Genomic DNA, 14,774 nt, shown 5'->3' on the forward strand with positions numbered 1-14,774 from the left:
CGGACCGCCTCATAGGTAACGCTGCCTCCCGTACTGCGCGAACTCGGCGTCCAGCGCCTGCTTGTCATCGTCGCCCATGGCCAGATACGCCGGTGCTCCGCGTCCCGCCCACCGGTACACCACATCGTCGGTGTGCCAGCGTTCCTGCTGCAGTTCCCGTTTGAGCACCTTGTTGGACCCGGTCACCGGCAGATTCTTGGATACCCGCAGGAAACGCGGAATTGCCTTGGTGCCCAGGTCATCCTGTTCGGACAGGTAGGACACGAAGGCGGCGGGGTCGAAGCCGGCGGGATCGGCCACCTCGATCGCAGCCATCACCTGATCGCCCGAGCGCGGATCGGGCACCGCGTAGACGCCGGCCGCCACCACATCGGGATGGCGGCGCAGCACCCGCTCGATGTTGAGCGCGGAGGTGTTCTCGCCGTCCACCCGGATCCAGTCGCCGCGACGGCCCGCGAAGTAGATGAACCCCTGCTCGTCGAGATAACCGAGATCACCCGTCCAGTACCAGCCGTTGCGGATACGTTCGGCGTTGGCCTCGTCGTTCTTGTAGTAGCCCTCGAACGTGCGGGTGCCGAACTTGTCGACGATCTCCCCCACCGCGTCGTCGGGGTTGAGGACCCGGCCGTGCTCATCGAAAACCGCAGGCGCACAATCGTTCAGCGATTCGGGGTCGATGATCGCCACCCCCTCATGCGCGGGCCGGCCGAGCGCACCCGGCGGCATGTCGGGGGCCAGCACCACTGCCCCACCGCCTTCGCTGGAGCCGTAGCCCTCGAACAGTTCGGCGTCGAAGCGGCGGCGGAACTCGTTCTGGTCATCGGGCGACGCCTCGGTACCGAAGCCGCGGACCAACGGGTTCTCGGCATCGTCGGGTTGTTCGGCGGTGGCCATCAGATAGCCGAGCGCCTTTCCCACATAGGTGAAGAACGTCGCGCCGAAGTACCGCACGTCGGGCAGGAAACCGGACGCCGAGAAGGATGGCGTCAGGCACACCGTGGCACCGACGGACAACGCCGGCGCCCACAGCGCCATGATGGCGTTGCCGTGGAACAGCGGCATGCAGCAGTACTCCACGTCCTCGCGCACATGGCCGAACTTCTCGGCGGCCGCATAGCCGATCCGGGCCAGCCTGCCCTGGCTGCAGATGACGGCCTTGGAGGCGCCCGTCGTTCCCGAGGTGAACAGCAGCAACATCAGGGAGTCCTCGGTGACCCCGGGCGCGACCGCAGGGGTGACACGATGTGCGTCGAGTTGCGCCGCATGGTCCGGGCTGTCGACCACCAGGAACTGGTCCGGCGTCAACCCGAGGTCGAGGTCACTCAGACGCGCGGCACCCGCGGTGTCGGTGACGATCAATTGGCAGTCGGCAAGCCGGATTTCGGCTGCGAGCTCGGCGGCGCCCCTGGTCGGGTTGATCCCGACGATGGTCGCCCCGACCAGGGCCGCACCACCGAGCCAGAACAGGAAGTCCGGCACGTTGTCCAGCAGCACGCCGATGTGCAGCGGGCCGTCCACCCGCATCGCCTCCGCCAGCGCACCACGCGCCGCGGATTCGGCAACCACCTCTTCCCACGTCCAGTCCCGGTCGCGGGTGCGCAGGCCGAGGTGTTGGTCGCCGACCCGGTCGAGCAGCAGTGAGGCGATGTCGGTTCGAGCGTCAGGCATTGGCTTGGGCGGCGGCGCGCTTCTGGTCGATGTAGGCCTGCGGCAGGTCCTCCTGGCTCAGCTTGGTCACGCTGACCGGGCCGGTCTGGTAGGCGTCCTCACCGACGATCAGGCCGTCGGCGTCGATCGGCCAGTTGATGAGCTGACGGAACAGCAACAGGTAATCGCCGGCCGGGTCTTCGACCTCGACACCGATCGCCTGCGCGGCCGCGCCCGGGTAGATCATCTTCATCCAGCCTTCGGTCATCACCAGATCATCGTCGACGGCGAGGCGATCGATCTCGAAAACGAGATGGTTGGCGCCACTGGCCACGAATGCCTCGTAGTAGGCGCGCACGCCCTCGGTGGTCTTGGGGCCCATATCGGCGTTCGCGTACCAGAAGTGGTAGTCCGGGTTCGGGGCCAGGGTGGCCATCAGCCGCTCCATGTCGGGCTCGGCCTCGGCCTTCATGTGCTCGAGAACGATGCTGAGCACCTGACGGTGCCGCTCGTTGGTGGTGACGGCAAGACGCTCTTCCACGGGAACCCAGGTCTTGGTCGGGTCGATAACGGCCATGTCGGCCTCCTTGTCGGTTGTGAGCTCGTGTGGGCTGCACCGCAATCTTGGCCAATGAGGTGATGGCGGTCACCCGCCACCTGTCGGTCTATTCCACCAATTCATCCGACAGTTGTCGACCGGATCGAGCTGCGCCTGCCGACTGGCCACTTATGCCACGGCCATCGCGATATGGCGTGCCATAAGTGGCCACTCGCCGGCGAGGCCCGGCGCCTACAGCAGGTCCGCATCGGCGAGTTCGGCCGAGGACATCGCGATCCGCCGCACCATGAGCACCAGCGTGCCAAGGAAGCGGTCGACAGGGTCGTCGAAATCCCATCCCATCGCGGCCTGCACACGCGCCAGCCGCGCCGCGACGGTGCTGTGGTGCACGTGCAGTTCGGCGGCGGTCCGCCGCAGCGAGCCGTACACGAAGAACGCCTCGGTGGTCCGCACGTCGAGATCCCCGGCAGGAGATGCCGCAATCTCGTTGATATGGGCCACATCTCGGTTGCGACGCACCCGGTCGATCGGCAGGTCGGCCAGAAGTTCCAGTGAGCTCAGCCGCTCGTAGGCCACCACCCGCCTGCCGAATCCGGTCGATGAGGCGAACCGCAACGCGCGCACGGCCTCATGCCAAGAGCTCGACGCGCTGAATGCGTTTCCCACGGAGCCGATTCCGACCCACGGTCCCGACGCGGTGCCGACATTCACCACTGTCGGGAACTGCTCGACGATGACGCGCTCCAGGCGGTCCGAGAACTCACGTATGTCGAACGATCCCTGACACACGATGGCCGTCGCGTTACCGATGACGGCGGACCGCACCGCCGGCGCGGGCAGCTCGCCGGTGATGAGCCGCACCGTCTCCCGCGGCGGATGTCCCGATGCCGCCAGCACAAATGTCGGCCGGCTCTCGTCGAGCCCCAACAGTCGGATGGCCCGGGCCCGGTCTTCACGGTGCTCTTTGGCCGACAGCACGACCTCGAGCAGTGCCGGGTCCCCGAGGTGCGGTGTCCCGCTTACCCCGGTCCGTGCCGCGACGCGACCCAGTACCCGTCGCAGCCGGTCCAGCAGCACCTCGTCCAGCGGATGCCCGGATCCGTCACGTTCCACCCAGACGAGCGTCTCGTGCTGATCCGATGTCGGCGCGGCGGTGTCGTCGATCGGATCGAGCCGTCCCGACGCGTCGTAGCGGACAACGGTGCCGCCGGGCCAACGGACCCCGACCGGGCAACCCGCCGTCAACGCGGCAAACCGCACGGCGGCGTCGGCGTTGACCTCCTGCTCCTCCAGCCCGTCGAATTGCGTGATGAGCCGCAGCACCGATGCGGGGTCGGTGCCCAGTTCGGACAGCACCAGCGGCCCGGGGGTCATGGTCGAGAGCGTAGGCCCACGGCTGGGCAGGCCCTCAGGCGAGTGCCACCCGCCTGACGTCCGCCCGATTCTGTCGGTACCACGCCAGGGTCTGCTCGATCCCGTCATGCAGCGAAATCGACGGTTGCCAACCGCTGTCCCGCAAGGTGCTGATGTCCAGCAGCTTGCGGGGGGTGCCGTCGGGCTTGCTGGTGTCCCAGGCCGTCTCGCCCTCGTATCCCACTGCAGTCGCGACGAGCTGCGCTGTCTCTCGGATCGAGTGGTCTGTCCCGGTGCCCACGTTGACCTGTTGTGGCCCGTCGAACTGCTGAAGCAGATGTAGACAGGCCGACGCCATGTCGTCGACATGCATGAACTCACGGCGCACGGTGCCGGTGCCCCAGTTCGTCACCTGGGACTTGCCCGATTCCTTCGCTTCTTCGTACCGGTGGATCAAGGCCGGTAGGACGTGCGAGGTCGTCGGGGAGAAATTGTCACCGGGCCCGTACAGGTTCGTCGGCATTGCCGATATCCACGGCAAGCCGTATTGCCGCCGTACCGCCTGGACGGCCACGATTCCGGCGATCTTCGCGATCGCGTAGGCATCGTTGGTCTCCTCCAGGGATCCGGTCAGCAATGCATCCTCGGTGATCGGCTGTGCTGCCATCTTCGGGTAGATGCATGACGATCCGAGAAAGAGCAGACGCTGGGTGCCGTATTTGAGCGCCGCGTCCATCACGTTGGTCTGTATCCGCAGATTCTCGGAGATGAAGTCCACCGGGTAGGTCTTGTTCGCCAGGATTCCACCGACCCGCGCTGCCGCCAAAATCACCACCGGTGGTTGGGTTTTCGCGAAGAACTCGAATGTCGCCGCCCGGTCGGTCAGATCCAACTCACGGTGCGACCGGCCGATGAGATCGGTAAATCCCTCCGATTGCAGCTTCCGGTGGATCGCGGACCCGACCATGCCCCGATGGCCGGCGATGTACGTCGGCGCTGCGGGGTCGAGCGGATGTGTCGTGTTGATGAGGTCATTCCGAAGCAATGTCAGCCCCACCCTGCCAAGGCCGGCGTGTCGATCCATGGCTTGCCGAGGCATTCGAGCTGCGCGATGTCGGCCTCCACCATGATCTGTGCGAGTTGGGGCGTACGCACCGTCGGACTCCAGCCGAGCAGCCGGTCGGCTCTGGCGGCGTCACCGACAAGCGCATCGACCTCGGTGGGACGCAGGTAGCGCTCGTCGAACCGGACGTGCCGTTCCCAGTCCAGGCCCGCATGTTCGAAGGCGGCGACGAGAAAATCGCGCACGGTGTACCGGTCGCCGGTGGCGAGCACGTAATCTTCGGGCTCATCGACCTGCAGCGTGCGCCACATCCCCTCGACGTATTCCGGTGCGTAACCCCAGTCGCGGATCGCGTCCAGATTGCCGAGATAGAGGTGCTCGTCGATACCAGCTTTGATCCGCGCGGCGGCCCGGGTGATCTTCCTCGTCACGAAAGTCTCACCGCGGCGCGGTGACTCGTGGTTGAACAGGATCCCGTTGACGGCGAACATCCCGTAGGCCTCGCGGTAATTCCGGGTCATCCAGTACGAGTAGACCTTGGCTGCGCCGTAGGGCGAGCGCGGATAGAAGCTTGTCTGCTCGTTCTGCGGAGGGGGTGAACCACCGAACATCTCTGAACTGGAGGCCTGGTAGAAGCGACACGGAACCTTCGAGATCCGCACGGCCTCCAGCAGTCGGGCGGAACCGATACCGGTGGTGTCACCGGTGTGTTCGGGCTCGTCGAAGCTGACCCGCACATGCGATTGCGCGGCCAGGTTGTACACCTCGTCCGGTTCGATGGTGCTCAGCAGGGTTACCAAGCGCGCGCCGTCACTGAGATCGCCGTAGTGCAAGAACAGTTGCGCATGTGGATCGTGTGGATCGACGTACAGATGATCGATCCGAGCGGTGTTGAAGGACGAAGACCGACGGATCAGCCCATGCACCTCGTAACCCTTGTTGAGCAGGAACTCGGTCAGGTAAGAACCGTCCTGACCCGTGATTCCGGTGATCAGGGCTTTCTTCTTCACCTGATTCACTGCGTGTTCTCCTTAATCTCGTACACCCGTAAAGCATTGGGTGGATTTGCTTTTGGAGATCAGTACGCTCCCTGGCTGAGCAGCACTGCCCGCACGGTCTTGGCGATGATGACCAGGTCGGCCACCATCGACCAGTTCTCGACATAGGAAAGATCCAGCCGCACTGATTCCTGCCAAGACAGGTCCGCCCGTCCACTGACCTGCCACAGACCGGTGATACCCGGCTTGACGAGCAATCTGCGCTGAACGTCGCCATCGTAGGTTTCGACCTCCTGCCGCAGCGGTGGACGAGGGCCGACGACGCTCATTTCCTGCCTGAGCACGTTGACGAACTGTGGCAGCTCATCGATGCTGAGCCGGCGGAGGATCTTGCCCACCGATGTGACGCGCGGATCATCCTTGATCTTGAAGAGAACCCCGCCGGAGCTCTCGTTCAGGTTTTGCAGGCTCTCCAGTTGCCGATCCGCATCCGAGACCATCGTACGGAACTTCAGCATTGCGAACGGCCGGCCGTCGATGCCGATGCGTTCGGCCGTGTAGAACACCGGTCCCCGGCTGTCGAGCTTGATGGCGATCGCCGCGGCCAGCAGCACCGGGGAGGCGACGACGAGTGCGACCGCCGCGAAAACGAAGTCAAATGCCCGTTTCTCGAATCGTTTCGCACCGTCGTACTGCGGCTTCTCGACATGTACCAGCGGGAATCCGGCTACCGGCCGCATCTCCAGCCGCGCCCCGGAAACGTCCATCACACCCGGCGAGACCACGAGGTCGACTCCCATCGCCTCCAGGTCCCACATGAGTTTCCGAATCCCCTCGTAGCCGAAGTGGTCGACGCCCGTTACGGCTACCGTGTCGGCGCCGCATTCTCGGATGGCGTCCAGGACATACTCCTCGCCACCCATGATCGGGATTTCCTGATCGCCCACGGTGAGACGTTCGCCCGCGGGCGCTCCATAGCCTGGAATGCCCACTGCCACAATGGCGTATCCGGCGCGCGGATCGCGGGTCAACTCCTGCGCGAGATAAGAGACCGCATCGGCATCACCGATCGCCATCACCGCCGTCTGATAACGCCCCTCCGCCCGTTGCTTGGCAAGGTAACGACGCCAACCCCACCTGGTCAGGCACAACGCGACGGTTCCGGTGGGCAGCGCAACCGCAAGGTAGCCGCGCGCAATCTCGAGCTGAAGTAGGAACGCGATTATCGCGATGCCCCCGAAGGTCCAGAAAGACGCAGACGCAACGCGTTTGTACTCCTCGGCACCGGCCCCGGTCACCCGCGGCGACCTGGTTCGACACAGCGAGAGCGCACCCAGCCAGATGGCGCCGAACAGTATCGAAACGGACGTGATGTATCCGTCGGTGCTGGAAAGATCCGGCGCTTGCCCGAAACGGACGTACTGCGCCAGCACCACCGCCGCGCACACCACGAGAACGTCGGTGATCAGAATGTTGACCAGGTACTGCCGTTGCCATCGGGTGCGTTTGAACACTTCTCGCGGCATCGTCACGACGGTCATTTTTGTCGTGCACCTCCCCGGCCCATGGCCGGCGGGAATGCCTCGCAATCCACTCATACGCGCAATTGCGGCAATCTTTACAACAACAACCGCGCGACCCTGGGCGTCGTACATCGATTATGCGGTCCGTTTGCAATCTAACAGTTCCTCGTCGTTGTCGGCTGGGCAGGTTTGGGGCAGAGCGGCACGAAAGGACTCAATTCAGCTCGCTTTTCGAGCACACGCTGCGAAAACGCACACAGTGGCAACGGATGTTGTGACAACCCACACCACGACGTCGACCAGCGGCGGCTAACCTGATCAGCGATGGTGACCTCGACTTCGGCCGGCAGTTGGCAGCTGCGGTGGATCATTGTGGGCGCCGTAGCCGGAGCTGTGGTGCGCCATCTCGCGATCCAGATATGGGATACGCCCGCCCATCTGCTTCTGATCACCCTGATCGTAATGACGATCTCCGGTTTCGCGATGGGCGCCGCACTCACTTGGCCTGTGCGCCAACAGTTCCGGTCCTTCACCTGGGGCGCAGCCGGAGCTGCGGCCAGCCTCAGCGGCTACAACGCCCTCGCCATCGACCAGCCTGCGCTGAGCGCACTCACGATGCTGCTGTTGGCACCCGTGTGCGCCTTGGCGGGTCTGTGCGGCGGCGCGGTACTGGGATTGCGATCGGCCCCTGCGAGAGGCGAGGACACCCTGCCGTGATCACCGATCTGCTGCTGGTTGCGGCGGGTGCTGCGGCGGGCGCCCCTGCTGCGGTCTACCTCTATCGAAATGCCGACAGATGGCGCATCATTGCGATCAACTCTGTGGTGTGCGCCCTGCTGGGGTGTCTCACCGCCCTGCAGACCACGATGGATTCGCCGCCTCCCGTCCTGCTCGTCGGTGAGGGACTGCTGGTGACGGCGGCGCCCATCACCACCGTGTTGCTCCCGCTGGCTGCGATCGACCCGCGCGGGTACCCCTGGCAGACGATCCGCCGCACTGCGCGCACACTCGCGTTAACCGCCATGTACTGCAGCGCATTTGCCATGATCGGATATCTCAGTGTCTATGTATTCGCGGGCGTCCAGTACAAGCTGAAGTGGTGACTCACCGGCTCAGTCACACTTCTTCGACTCCATCACCGCCTTTCCCAACGCGAAGAACTGGTACAGGTAGGTGTACTCCCACGAGCCCGCAGACAGACGGTATTCGCGCGGTACTGCGCGCATCACGGTGGAGTCTGCCGAGGATGAGAAACAATGCTCGAAGATGAAACGGGCCCGGGGTAAGTGGTACTGCCAGGAAGCGACCACCACAGTGGTCCAGCCCCTTTCGCGGGCCAACTGCCGAATCAGCTTCGCCTCACCCAGGGTGGTAGAGGGCTTCGGTGGCACGCACAACACTTCGACACCTGGTGGACGCCGGTTGCACGCTTTCTTCATCACCGGATCCGATGACCGATATGGGTTGGACAACACCAACACTGGGGCGACGCCATCGCGGACCAGCTGAAAGCCATAGTCCTCGCGGCCATCGTGCTCACCACCGAGAACGAACACCGCGTCGGCCTTACGCAAGTCGTCCTGCGGCGCGTAACGGAACACCACCGTGCCGACGGCAGCGACGAGAAGCAGAAGCACCACCACGGCAGTGGCGACAACGGTCACGCCGATACGCAAGCGCCGAGTCAATCGTCCTCCCCCACATAGACGGCGGCCAGGTCGCGAGCGATGGCTTCCATACTGAAGACCGCGGCGGCAGTCTGGCGCGCAGCAGCGCTCATCTTCTCCCGCAGCTGCTGGTCGATGATCAATGTGCGCATCGCCTCGATCAGAGCATCCTCCGATTCATCCACCACGATTCCGCTACCAGAAGCACGCACCGTTTCCGCCAGCCCACAGCTCTCGGTGATCACCACAGGCAATCCGACCGACATCGCCTCCAGCACCGACATCGGAAAGGGTTCATCGACCGAAGGCAATACGTAGATGGACGCGGCAGCCATCCGCGCCACCGTACGGTCCGGTGGCAACGCTCCCTCCCAACGGATCTCGTCGGACCGGGTATCGGATCGCGCGATGGTATCGAGAACCTCGGTCCCCTCGCCTTCGTCGGGACCGACCAGGGTGAACCGCGCATCGCACCCCGCCGCGAGCAGGCGGGCGGCGGCTTTCGCAAAGAGCACGGGACGTTTCCGTGCCTGTAACCGCGCCAGGTACAGCACCTCGACGCACCCGGCCGTCCGGTCGGCACGGGCAGCCGCGTGCGCCCCTTCGTACCCGGGAACGCCGTTGCGAAGGTGCCGCACCGCAGCCTCGGGTTGCACGCGTAGCAGTGCGGCCCGCTCGTCTTCGGTCAGATACAGAACGGCGGCTGCTCGGCGCAGAATCGGCCGGGTCAGAATGCGGTCCAGGATCGGTGCAATCGGATGACTGCTGTCGGTGACCATTCCGTGGGTCTGCACGACCAGGCGCTTCCGCAGCATCAGCGCGATCGCGGCCGCCGGCAACGTGATCAGATCGCGTGCCAGGTGCACATGGATCACGTCGAAAGACTTGCGGTTGCGCATCATCCAGCCGAGCAGCGCCGGAGCGAGCAATCCGGAGAATCCCAACATGGGAATGATGCTGCGGGCCTTCGCGAGTCGGACCGGAATCCCGTCGAGCACGGTGGGGATCTTCGGATAGCCCCGTACCGCACCCGCGACCAGGGTTCGATGGCCGGCCGCGCACAGTTGTCGGGATTGGTTGAACGCCACCCTGACCGGCCCGCCGTAGGCACCGTCCGGCGTGATCAGCGTAACGACGTGAAGCACGGCCGGCCGAACCGCACCGGTGAACTCCTCACTCATCGGACCTGCGGCCTCTCATCTCCGCTTCGAGGACATCGACCGTCGGCCAGGCAATCCCGGTCTTTTCCAACGGCTTTTGCAACTCGACCGCAGCGTCCTGGCCGGCAGAGGGCGCCTCAGTCGCGCCGTGCCATGCAACGCGCCGGGCGAGCCCAACACCGACCAGAGCGGCGAGAACACCCGCCACAGCCAGCGAGATGGCGATGGCGACCGCTGTGCCCACTGCCAGTCCGGCGCACAGGCACAGACCGAGTTGCAGGCCGATCTGGAATAGCTTGACCCGCAAGACCGTCCTGCTCATGCCCCGCGCCTGGAAGAAGCTGTACACGCTGACCATCCAGCACATTGCCGCGCATTCGATCCCGAGATAGACGACGAGTGCCGAGGCATACGTCCACGTGTCGCCCAGGATGGCGGAGCCCAGTCGGCTCGGGATGAGGGCCAGGCACAGGCCTGCCACCACGGTCAAACCCGACGTCGCGATGGATGTCTTGACGAGTACCCGCCACTGCTCGCCGATCGATGCCGCTGCACGGCGGACATGCGGAACGAACACCAGAGGCAATGCCGACACCAGCATTGCAATCGGCCCGAACAGTGTCGCCGCGCCGCGCAGCCCGGCCGCCGCGGTGCCGCTCACCACTACCGTCACGGTCAGTGTCACGAGGGTGGCACCAACCTGGTTGAGCGCATAGACAATTCCGAATCTCAGCCGGGCACGGTCATACGTGCGCCACCACCCGACGAGGCGATGACCCCGTGGTCTGGTCTGCAGGACCCGCATCAGCACCACCGCCGAAACGAGTCCGCCCACACCCCACAGGTACACCGTGACCACTGCCGACATCCCGGAGGTGATCAGGTTGACCAGGTAGACGGCCAGGATCCACACCACCCAGAACCCATCACAGACGGCCGCGGCGAGTGGTCTGCCTTGTGCGATCGCGACGAATCGCAGCACATCCTGGGCCAGGACGCCAACCAGGCTCACGGCGAACGCCACACCGATCCAGATCTGGCCGAAAACTCCTGACAGGACCAGCAATACCGCGCCCGCGACGACCGATGTCAGCAGCGACCAACTGGTCGCGTACCCGCCTTCGGCCGATATCTCGCGCCGGTGCATGTTGCTGGTCAGCAGCAGCGCGGTACCCAGCGCCCCCCGGTTGAAGCCGATCCAGGTGGTGGCCACCGTGACGAGCAGGGCGACGATCCCGAACTGCTCGGCCGGTGAAACCTGGGCCACCGCAAAGACCATCAGCGCATTGCTGGCGCTCGACAACACCTGGTCGGCGGTGGTGATCACCCCTGTCGAGCGCGTTCTCGGCCCACTCTCAGTCGACGGCATCGGTGTCCGAACCATCTCACCGCCCCGCCCGACTGTTCGGTGTTGCAATCTGGCCCATGCGCACCAGCGGCGAATCTGTCGCCACGATCCGGTCGAGGACCGCGGAAATCGTCTCGGGGTCGAAGGTGCTTGCGTAGTACGACGCGGTGAGATGCAGTTCGGAGTCGACGCGGTTGACGGCCAACGAGATCTGGTTCGAGTAGCGCACCGGCGCCTTGCGGACGAAGTGGTGTCCGTTCGGCGTGGTCGCCCAGGAAATCTTGCTGCCCGCAGCCGAGTTGGCGTGGTCGGTCACGACGATCCGGGCCCGTCGGCTGTTGGTCTGCCAACGGGGAAGGTCGGCTGGACGGGTACGGAGCCGCGCGGCGTATGCCATTCCGTACCGGACCAGGGCTCGGCACCCGTGCGTGTACTCGCTTATCGCACCGGCCACCAGGGCCGGGTCGTACGGTGGCGCAACCTGTATGGGCGCGATGCCGACGAAATTCGCCAAGGTGCCCGCCCCGGGCGGAAGGTACCGCCCCAGGTCGACCAGGAGGCCGACCTCGTCTTCCGGCGTTATTCCGTGGCTGCACAGTCCGTCCAGAAAGGCCGAGAGGACGATGGCCGCCAGCGGTGCGCGTGGCAGGCAGATGTCACGGTTCGACCGCACCTCTTCCAGGAAGCCGGGTCGGCTTCGGGCGTATGCCAACGATTCCGGTTCGTCGAATTGCCCGGTGGGAACCACGGCGGCACTGCGGCGCAGCGGTTCGTCCAGTGCCCGCAGCAGGCGCATGGGTTCTTTGCGCGCGGTGTGGGCAAAGGCACGCAGGCCGGGGTTACTGGTGGTCGCCACGGGTGCGGGCTCACTGAACCCGTGACCGTCTGAGCCGGCCGCCGCGATCACCTCGCTGAACAGCCGTCCGCCGCCGAGACCGTGGTCGAAATTCAGAAACAGCCATCGGTCCGCGATGTGGACGTGCACGGTAGCCGGCGGAACCGCCGGACCACCGGCCAGCAGGTCGAGCATCGCCCGGGCCGGGTCAGAAATATCCGGGGCCGGGCCGCTGGTCAACACCACCCCGTCGCACTCCGGATCGAAATCCCAGTGCCGCGACCTGCGGGTCGGACGCAAGCCGAGGCGGTTCTGCGGTCCTGCCGCGGCGATGGTCTGCAGCCGCGCTTTGAGGCGGTCCGGCGGGAGGACCTGCTCCAGCGGGCCCACCAGATAGGTGGCGGGCTGCCCGGCGTAAAAGCAGTCGTTGCGACTTACCTGAGTGGTCACGCCGGTAGTCCTCGGGCAGCGGAAGCCAGATCGCTCACCCACTTCTCATACTGCGCAACCGCATTGGCCGCGCCGAGGCGATCGCGGGCATATCGCGCCCCGCAGGAGCCGAATCGCTGCCGGGTCTGCTGGTCGCCGGCGAGCTGTCGCACCGAGTCGACAAGGGCTTCTGGATCACCCGGCGGAATGACGAGTCCGGCTCCGGATGCACGAAGCTCTTCGGCGCTTCCGCTGGTCGGTTCGGTGGCGGCGATAATCGGCTTGGCCGCAGCGAAGTACGACGTCAGCTTGCTCGGAACGGCCATCTCGCCCACTCCGGGACGCTCGTTGACGAGCAGGATGTCCGCGGCAGCCAGCGCCGCGCGAAACTCGTCGTCAGGCAACGGGTCGATCAGTTGCACGGCTTCGGCGTCCTGGGCGATAGCGTCGAGCAGGCGACGCTGGTTACCGTCGCCGACCAGGACGAAGCGGATGTCGGGGTCGTCGACCTCCGCGTCACCGGCGAGTTTCCCTGCGGCAACCACGTTTTCAAGGCCCTGCTTCACACCCATATTGCCGGTGTGCATCACGATGGTCTCGTTGGGCTGCCAACCGTACTTCTCTCGCACTGCCGACGGTGCGCTCGCAGGGTCGGCGTCGTCGATATGGGTCCAATTCCGGATGACAGCCAGATCGTCACTGCGCACGCCGATCTCCGCCAGTGAATCGGCAAACCGTGGGTGAATGACCGCGACGCCGGTTGCGGACCTCAGGACCGTCGATTCCAGCCGGGCGGCCACCGCGGCGGACCGCCCTCCGACCGCCCCGGTTTCCACCACGCCCTTGCTGTATACGTCCTGCACGATGACCCCGACCGGGGTCTTCGACAACCGGGCCCGCGCGACCACGGGAGCGGCGGACAGCAGCGCGGGACTCACGGTGATCACCACGTCGGGGTCATCCCACTTGTGGCTGGCCACAGCAGATCCGAAGCTGGCCTCCATCCGGATTCGGCCCAGTGCGCTGTGCTCGTCTGGCACGTAATGGCCGACGCGGTGCACAGTCACACCTCGCACCACCTCGGTACAGCGGCGCACGCCTTGGTACTCCTGGGCGACACGCCACTGGGGGTAATGCGGCAACCCGGTGATCACCGTGACGTCATGTCCACGCTCGGCGAGTCCTTCGGCAATCCCGGTGGTATACGGGGCTATTCCGGTCACTTCCGGCGCGTAGTTGATACCGATGATCGTCACCCGCATGCGGCCCCCTTCGTCGGCCGCGGCGGGAACAGCGTGTGACCGGCCGGAACATCCTGGGAGACAAGAGTGGTCGCGGCGATGGTCGCGCCGTCGCCGATTCGCACCCCCCGCAACACGGTTGCGCGGGCAGCCAGCCAGACCTGGTCACCTATCACGATGGGCCCATTGTCGAACTCGAACGTCGGACTGGCCCGATCATGGCTACCGGTGCACAGCAGAACATCTTGGGAGACACACGAATTCGATCCGATTTTCACATTTTCGAGGTTGAGAATCCACGCACCCTCACCGATCCACGAGTACGCGCCCACGTCGAGCTTCCACGGCCAGTGGATTTTGACGTCGTGGCGGATCAGCGCGCCGATCCCGATCCTGGCGCCGAATGCCCGCAGTACGGCAACCCGCACCCGGTTCGGCATCCACCACCGGAACAGAACGGATCGCGAAACGACCAGCCACATGATCTGCACCGGCAGACTCCGGCCGCGGTCATAGCCCGTCCCGGCTAAGCCGGAGAGCGCAAATCGATTGCCGGTGGAGGGCAGTTCGCTCGATGACGTTGATGACATTGGCGCGATCAGGTGAAAGCTCCCGTCCCCTTGGCGGCGCACGAAGGTCCACAACAACAACGATTGCGCAATCACGCGACATCACAATGTTCGCTTGTCGGACGTCCCCCGGCGCCGTACCGGCATTTTCATCACGACCCCGGTCACTGATCCAGGTCGTGGGCACCCAGTGTCTGCAACACTGGCGTGACGTCCCGACCATACGCAACGACAAGCGATCTCGCACCCGTCACCTGTCAGAGCGTAGATCAGCACTTTCGGGTCGCCGTTCTGATCTACCCCGAATCAGCTGTGCCCACACGGATATCGGTGTGTACCTCATCTCACGCCTCCGTGATCCGCCCCACAAACTGTCGTAGCG

The 14,774-nt window shown here is 65.0% G+C and carries 14 protein-coding genes; 2 read left to right on the plus strand and 12 right to left on the minus strand.

Going from position 1 to position 14,774, the window contains the following annotated elements; all coding sequences use genetic code 11:
• Window positions 1–9: 9 nt before the first annotated feature.
• From casI to A5779_RS25270, 6 genes are all read right to left on the minus strand, one after another.
• Window positions 10–1,668 carry a steroid-22-oyl-CoA synthetase gene (gene casI / locus A5779_RS25245; protein WP_064886464.1) on the minus strand — a complete coding sequence of 553 codons (1,659 nt, stop codon included), beginning with the start codon at window positions 1,666–1,668 and terminating at the stop codon, window positions 10–12.
• Complete coding sequence (locus A5779_RS25250) at window positions 1,661–2,224, minus strand: nuclear transport factor 2 family protein (RefSeq protein WP_064886465.1); 564 nt, start codon at window positions 2,222–2,224, stop codon at window positions 1,661–1,663. Before A5779_RS25250 ends, casI begins: the two co-directional genes overlap by 8 nt.
• Window positions 2,225–2,437: 213 nt before the next feature.
• The gene (locus tag A5779_RS25255) at window positions 2,438–3,580 is read right to left on the minus strand and encodes a PucR family transcriptional regulator (protein WP_064886466.1); all 1,143 of its coding nucleotides are present in this window, start codon (window positions 3,578–3,580) and stop codon (window positions 2,438–2,440) included.
• Window positions 3,581–3,614: 34 nt separating this feature from the next.
• The gene (locus tag A5779_RS25260; RefSeq protein WP_269085851.1) at window positions 3,615–4,586 is read right to left on the minus strand and encodes a GDP-L-fucose synthase family protein; all 972 of its coding nucleotides are present in this window, start codon (window positions 4,584–4,586) and stop codon (window positions 3,615–3,617) included.
• A gap of 20 nt (window positions 4,587–4,606) precedes the next feature.
• Entirely contained in the window at window positions 4,607–5,632 is a 1,026-nt protein-coding gene (gene gmd, locus A5779_RS25265) for a GDP-mannose 4,6-dehydratase (protein WP_064886501.1), read from the minus strand.
• A 68-nt stretch (window positions 5,633–5,700) separates the two neighbouring features.
• Window positions 5,701–7,161 carry a sugar transferase gene (locus A5779_RS25270; RefSeq protein WP_064886468.1) on the minus strand — a complete coding sequence of 487 codons (1,461 nt, stop codon included), beginning with the start codon at window positions 7,159–7,161 and terminating at the stop codon, window positions 5,701–5,703.
• A gap of 306 nt (window positions 7,162–7,467) precedes the next feature.
• Here A5779_RS25270 and A5779_RS25275 point away from each other — a divergent pair, with 306 nt between their 5' ends.
• Window positions 7,468–7,860 carry a hypothetical protein gene (locus tag A5779_RS25275; protein ID WP_064886469.1) on the plus strand — a complete coding sequence of 131 codons (393 nt, stop codon included), beginning with the start codon at window positions 7,468–7,470 and terminating at the stop codon, window positions 7,858–7,860.
• A complete protein-coding gene (locus A5779_RS25280; protein ID WP_064886470.1) occupies window positions 7,857–8,246 on the plus strand; it encodes a hypothetical protein in 390 nt (129 codons plus the stop codon). The genes A5779_RS25275 and A5779_RS25280 overlap by 4 nt, the downstream gene beginning before the upstream one ends.
• A 9-nt stretch (window positions 8,247–8,255) precedes the next feature.
• Here A5779_RS25280 and A5779_RS25285 read toward each other — a convergent pair whose 3' ends face one another.
• The 6 genes from A5779_RS25285 to A5779_RS25310 are packed head-to-tail and all read right to left on the minus strand — an operon-like array spanning window position 8,256 to window position 14,413.
• Window positions 8,256–8,807 carry a YdcF family protein gene (locus A5779_RS25285; RefSeq protein ID WP_236734875.1) on the minus strand — a complete coding sequence of 184 codons (552 nt, stop codon included), beginning with the start codon at window positions 8,805–8,807 and terminating at the stop codon, window positions 8,256–8,258.
• Between the two features lie 20 nt (window positions 8,808–8,827).
• Window positions 8,828–9,991, minus strand: coding sequence for a glycosyltransferase (locus A5779_RS25290; RefSeq protein ID WP_064886472.1), 1,164 nt, complete (start codon window positions 9,989–9,991; stop codon window positions 8,828–8,830).
• Window positions 9,984–11,339: an MATE family efflux transporter gene (locus tag A5779_RS25295; RefSeq protein ID WP_131811694.1), complete on the minus strand. Its 1,356-nt coding sequence runs from the start codon at window positions 11,337–11,339 to the stop codon at window positions 9,984–9,986. The genes A5779_RS25290 and A5779_RS25295 overlap by 8 nt, the downstream gene beginning before the upstream one ends.
• A gap of 16 nt (window positions 11,340–11,355) precedes the next feature.
• The gene (locus A5779_RS25300) at window positions 11,356–12,603 is read right to left on the minus strand and encodes a hypothetical protein (protein WP_064886474.1); all 1,248 of its coding nucleotides are present in this window, start codon (window positions 12,601–12,603) and stop codon (window positions 11,356–11,358) included.
• Window positions 12,600–13,844, minus strand: coding sequence for a WcaI family glycosyltransferase (locus tag A5779_RS25305; RefSeq protein WP_064886475.1), 1,245 nt, complete (start codon window positions 13,842–13,844; stop codon window positions 12,600–12,602). Before A5779_RS25305 ends, A5779_RS25300 begins: the two co-directional genes overlap by 4 nt.
• On the minus strand, window positions 13,835–14,413 hold the full coding sequence (locus tag A5779_RS25310) for a DapH/DapD/GlmU-related protein (RefSeq protein WP_064886502.1): 579 nt from the start codon (window positions 14,411–14,413) through the stop codon (window positions 13,835–13,837). Before A5779_RS25310 ends, A5779_RS25305 begins: the two co-directional genes overlap by 10 nt.
• Window positions 14,414–14,774 lie beyond the last annotated feature (361 nt).

This window comes from Mycolicibacterium peregrinum (assembly GCF_001665625.1).
Lineage (GTDB): Bacteria > Actinomycetota > Actinomycetes > Mycobacteriales > Mycobacteriaceae > Mycobacterium > Mycobacterium peregrinum_B.

Bases quoted from the DNA above. Each gene is read 5' to 3' on its own strand.
- A5779_RS25305 (WP_064886475.1), bottom strand. From the start codon at position 13,844: ATGCGGGTGACGATCATCGGTATCAACTACGCGCCGGAAGTGACCGGA.
- casI (WP_064886464.1), bottom strand. From the start codon at position 1,668: ATGCCTGACGCTCGAACCGACATCGCCTCACTGCTGCTCGACCGGGTC.
- A5779_RS25255 (WP_064886466.1), bottom strand. From the start codon at position 3,580: ATGACCCCCGGGCCGCTGGTGCTGTCCGAACTGGGCACCGACCCCGCA.
- A5779_RS25310 (WP_064886502.1), bottom strand. From the start codon at position 14,413: ATGTCATCAACGTCATCGAGCGAACTGCCCTCCACCGGCAATCGATTT.
- A5779_RS25250 (WP_064886465.1), bottom strand. From the start codon at position 2,224: ATGGCCGTTATCGACCCGACCAAGACCTGGGTTCCCGTGGAAGAGCGT.
- A5779_RS25295 (WP_131811694.1), bottom strand. From the start codon at position 11,339: ATGCCGTCGACTGAGAGTGGGCCGAGAACGCGCTCGACAGGGGTGATC.
- A5779_RS25290 (WP_064886472.1), bottom strand. From the start codon at position 9,991: ATGAGTGAGGAGTTCACCGGTGCGGTTCGGCCGGCCGTGCTTCACGTC.
- A5779_RS25270 (WP_064886468.1), bottom strand. From the start codon at position 7,161: ATGACCGTCGTGACGATGCCGCGAGAAGTGTTCAAACGCACCCGATGG.
- A5779_RS25275 (WP_064886469.1), top strand. From the start codon at position 7,468: ATGGTGACCTCGACTTCGGCCGGCAGTTGGCAGCTGCGGTGGATCATT.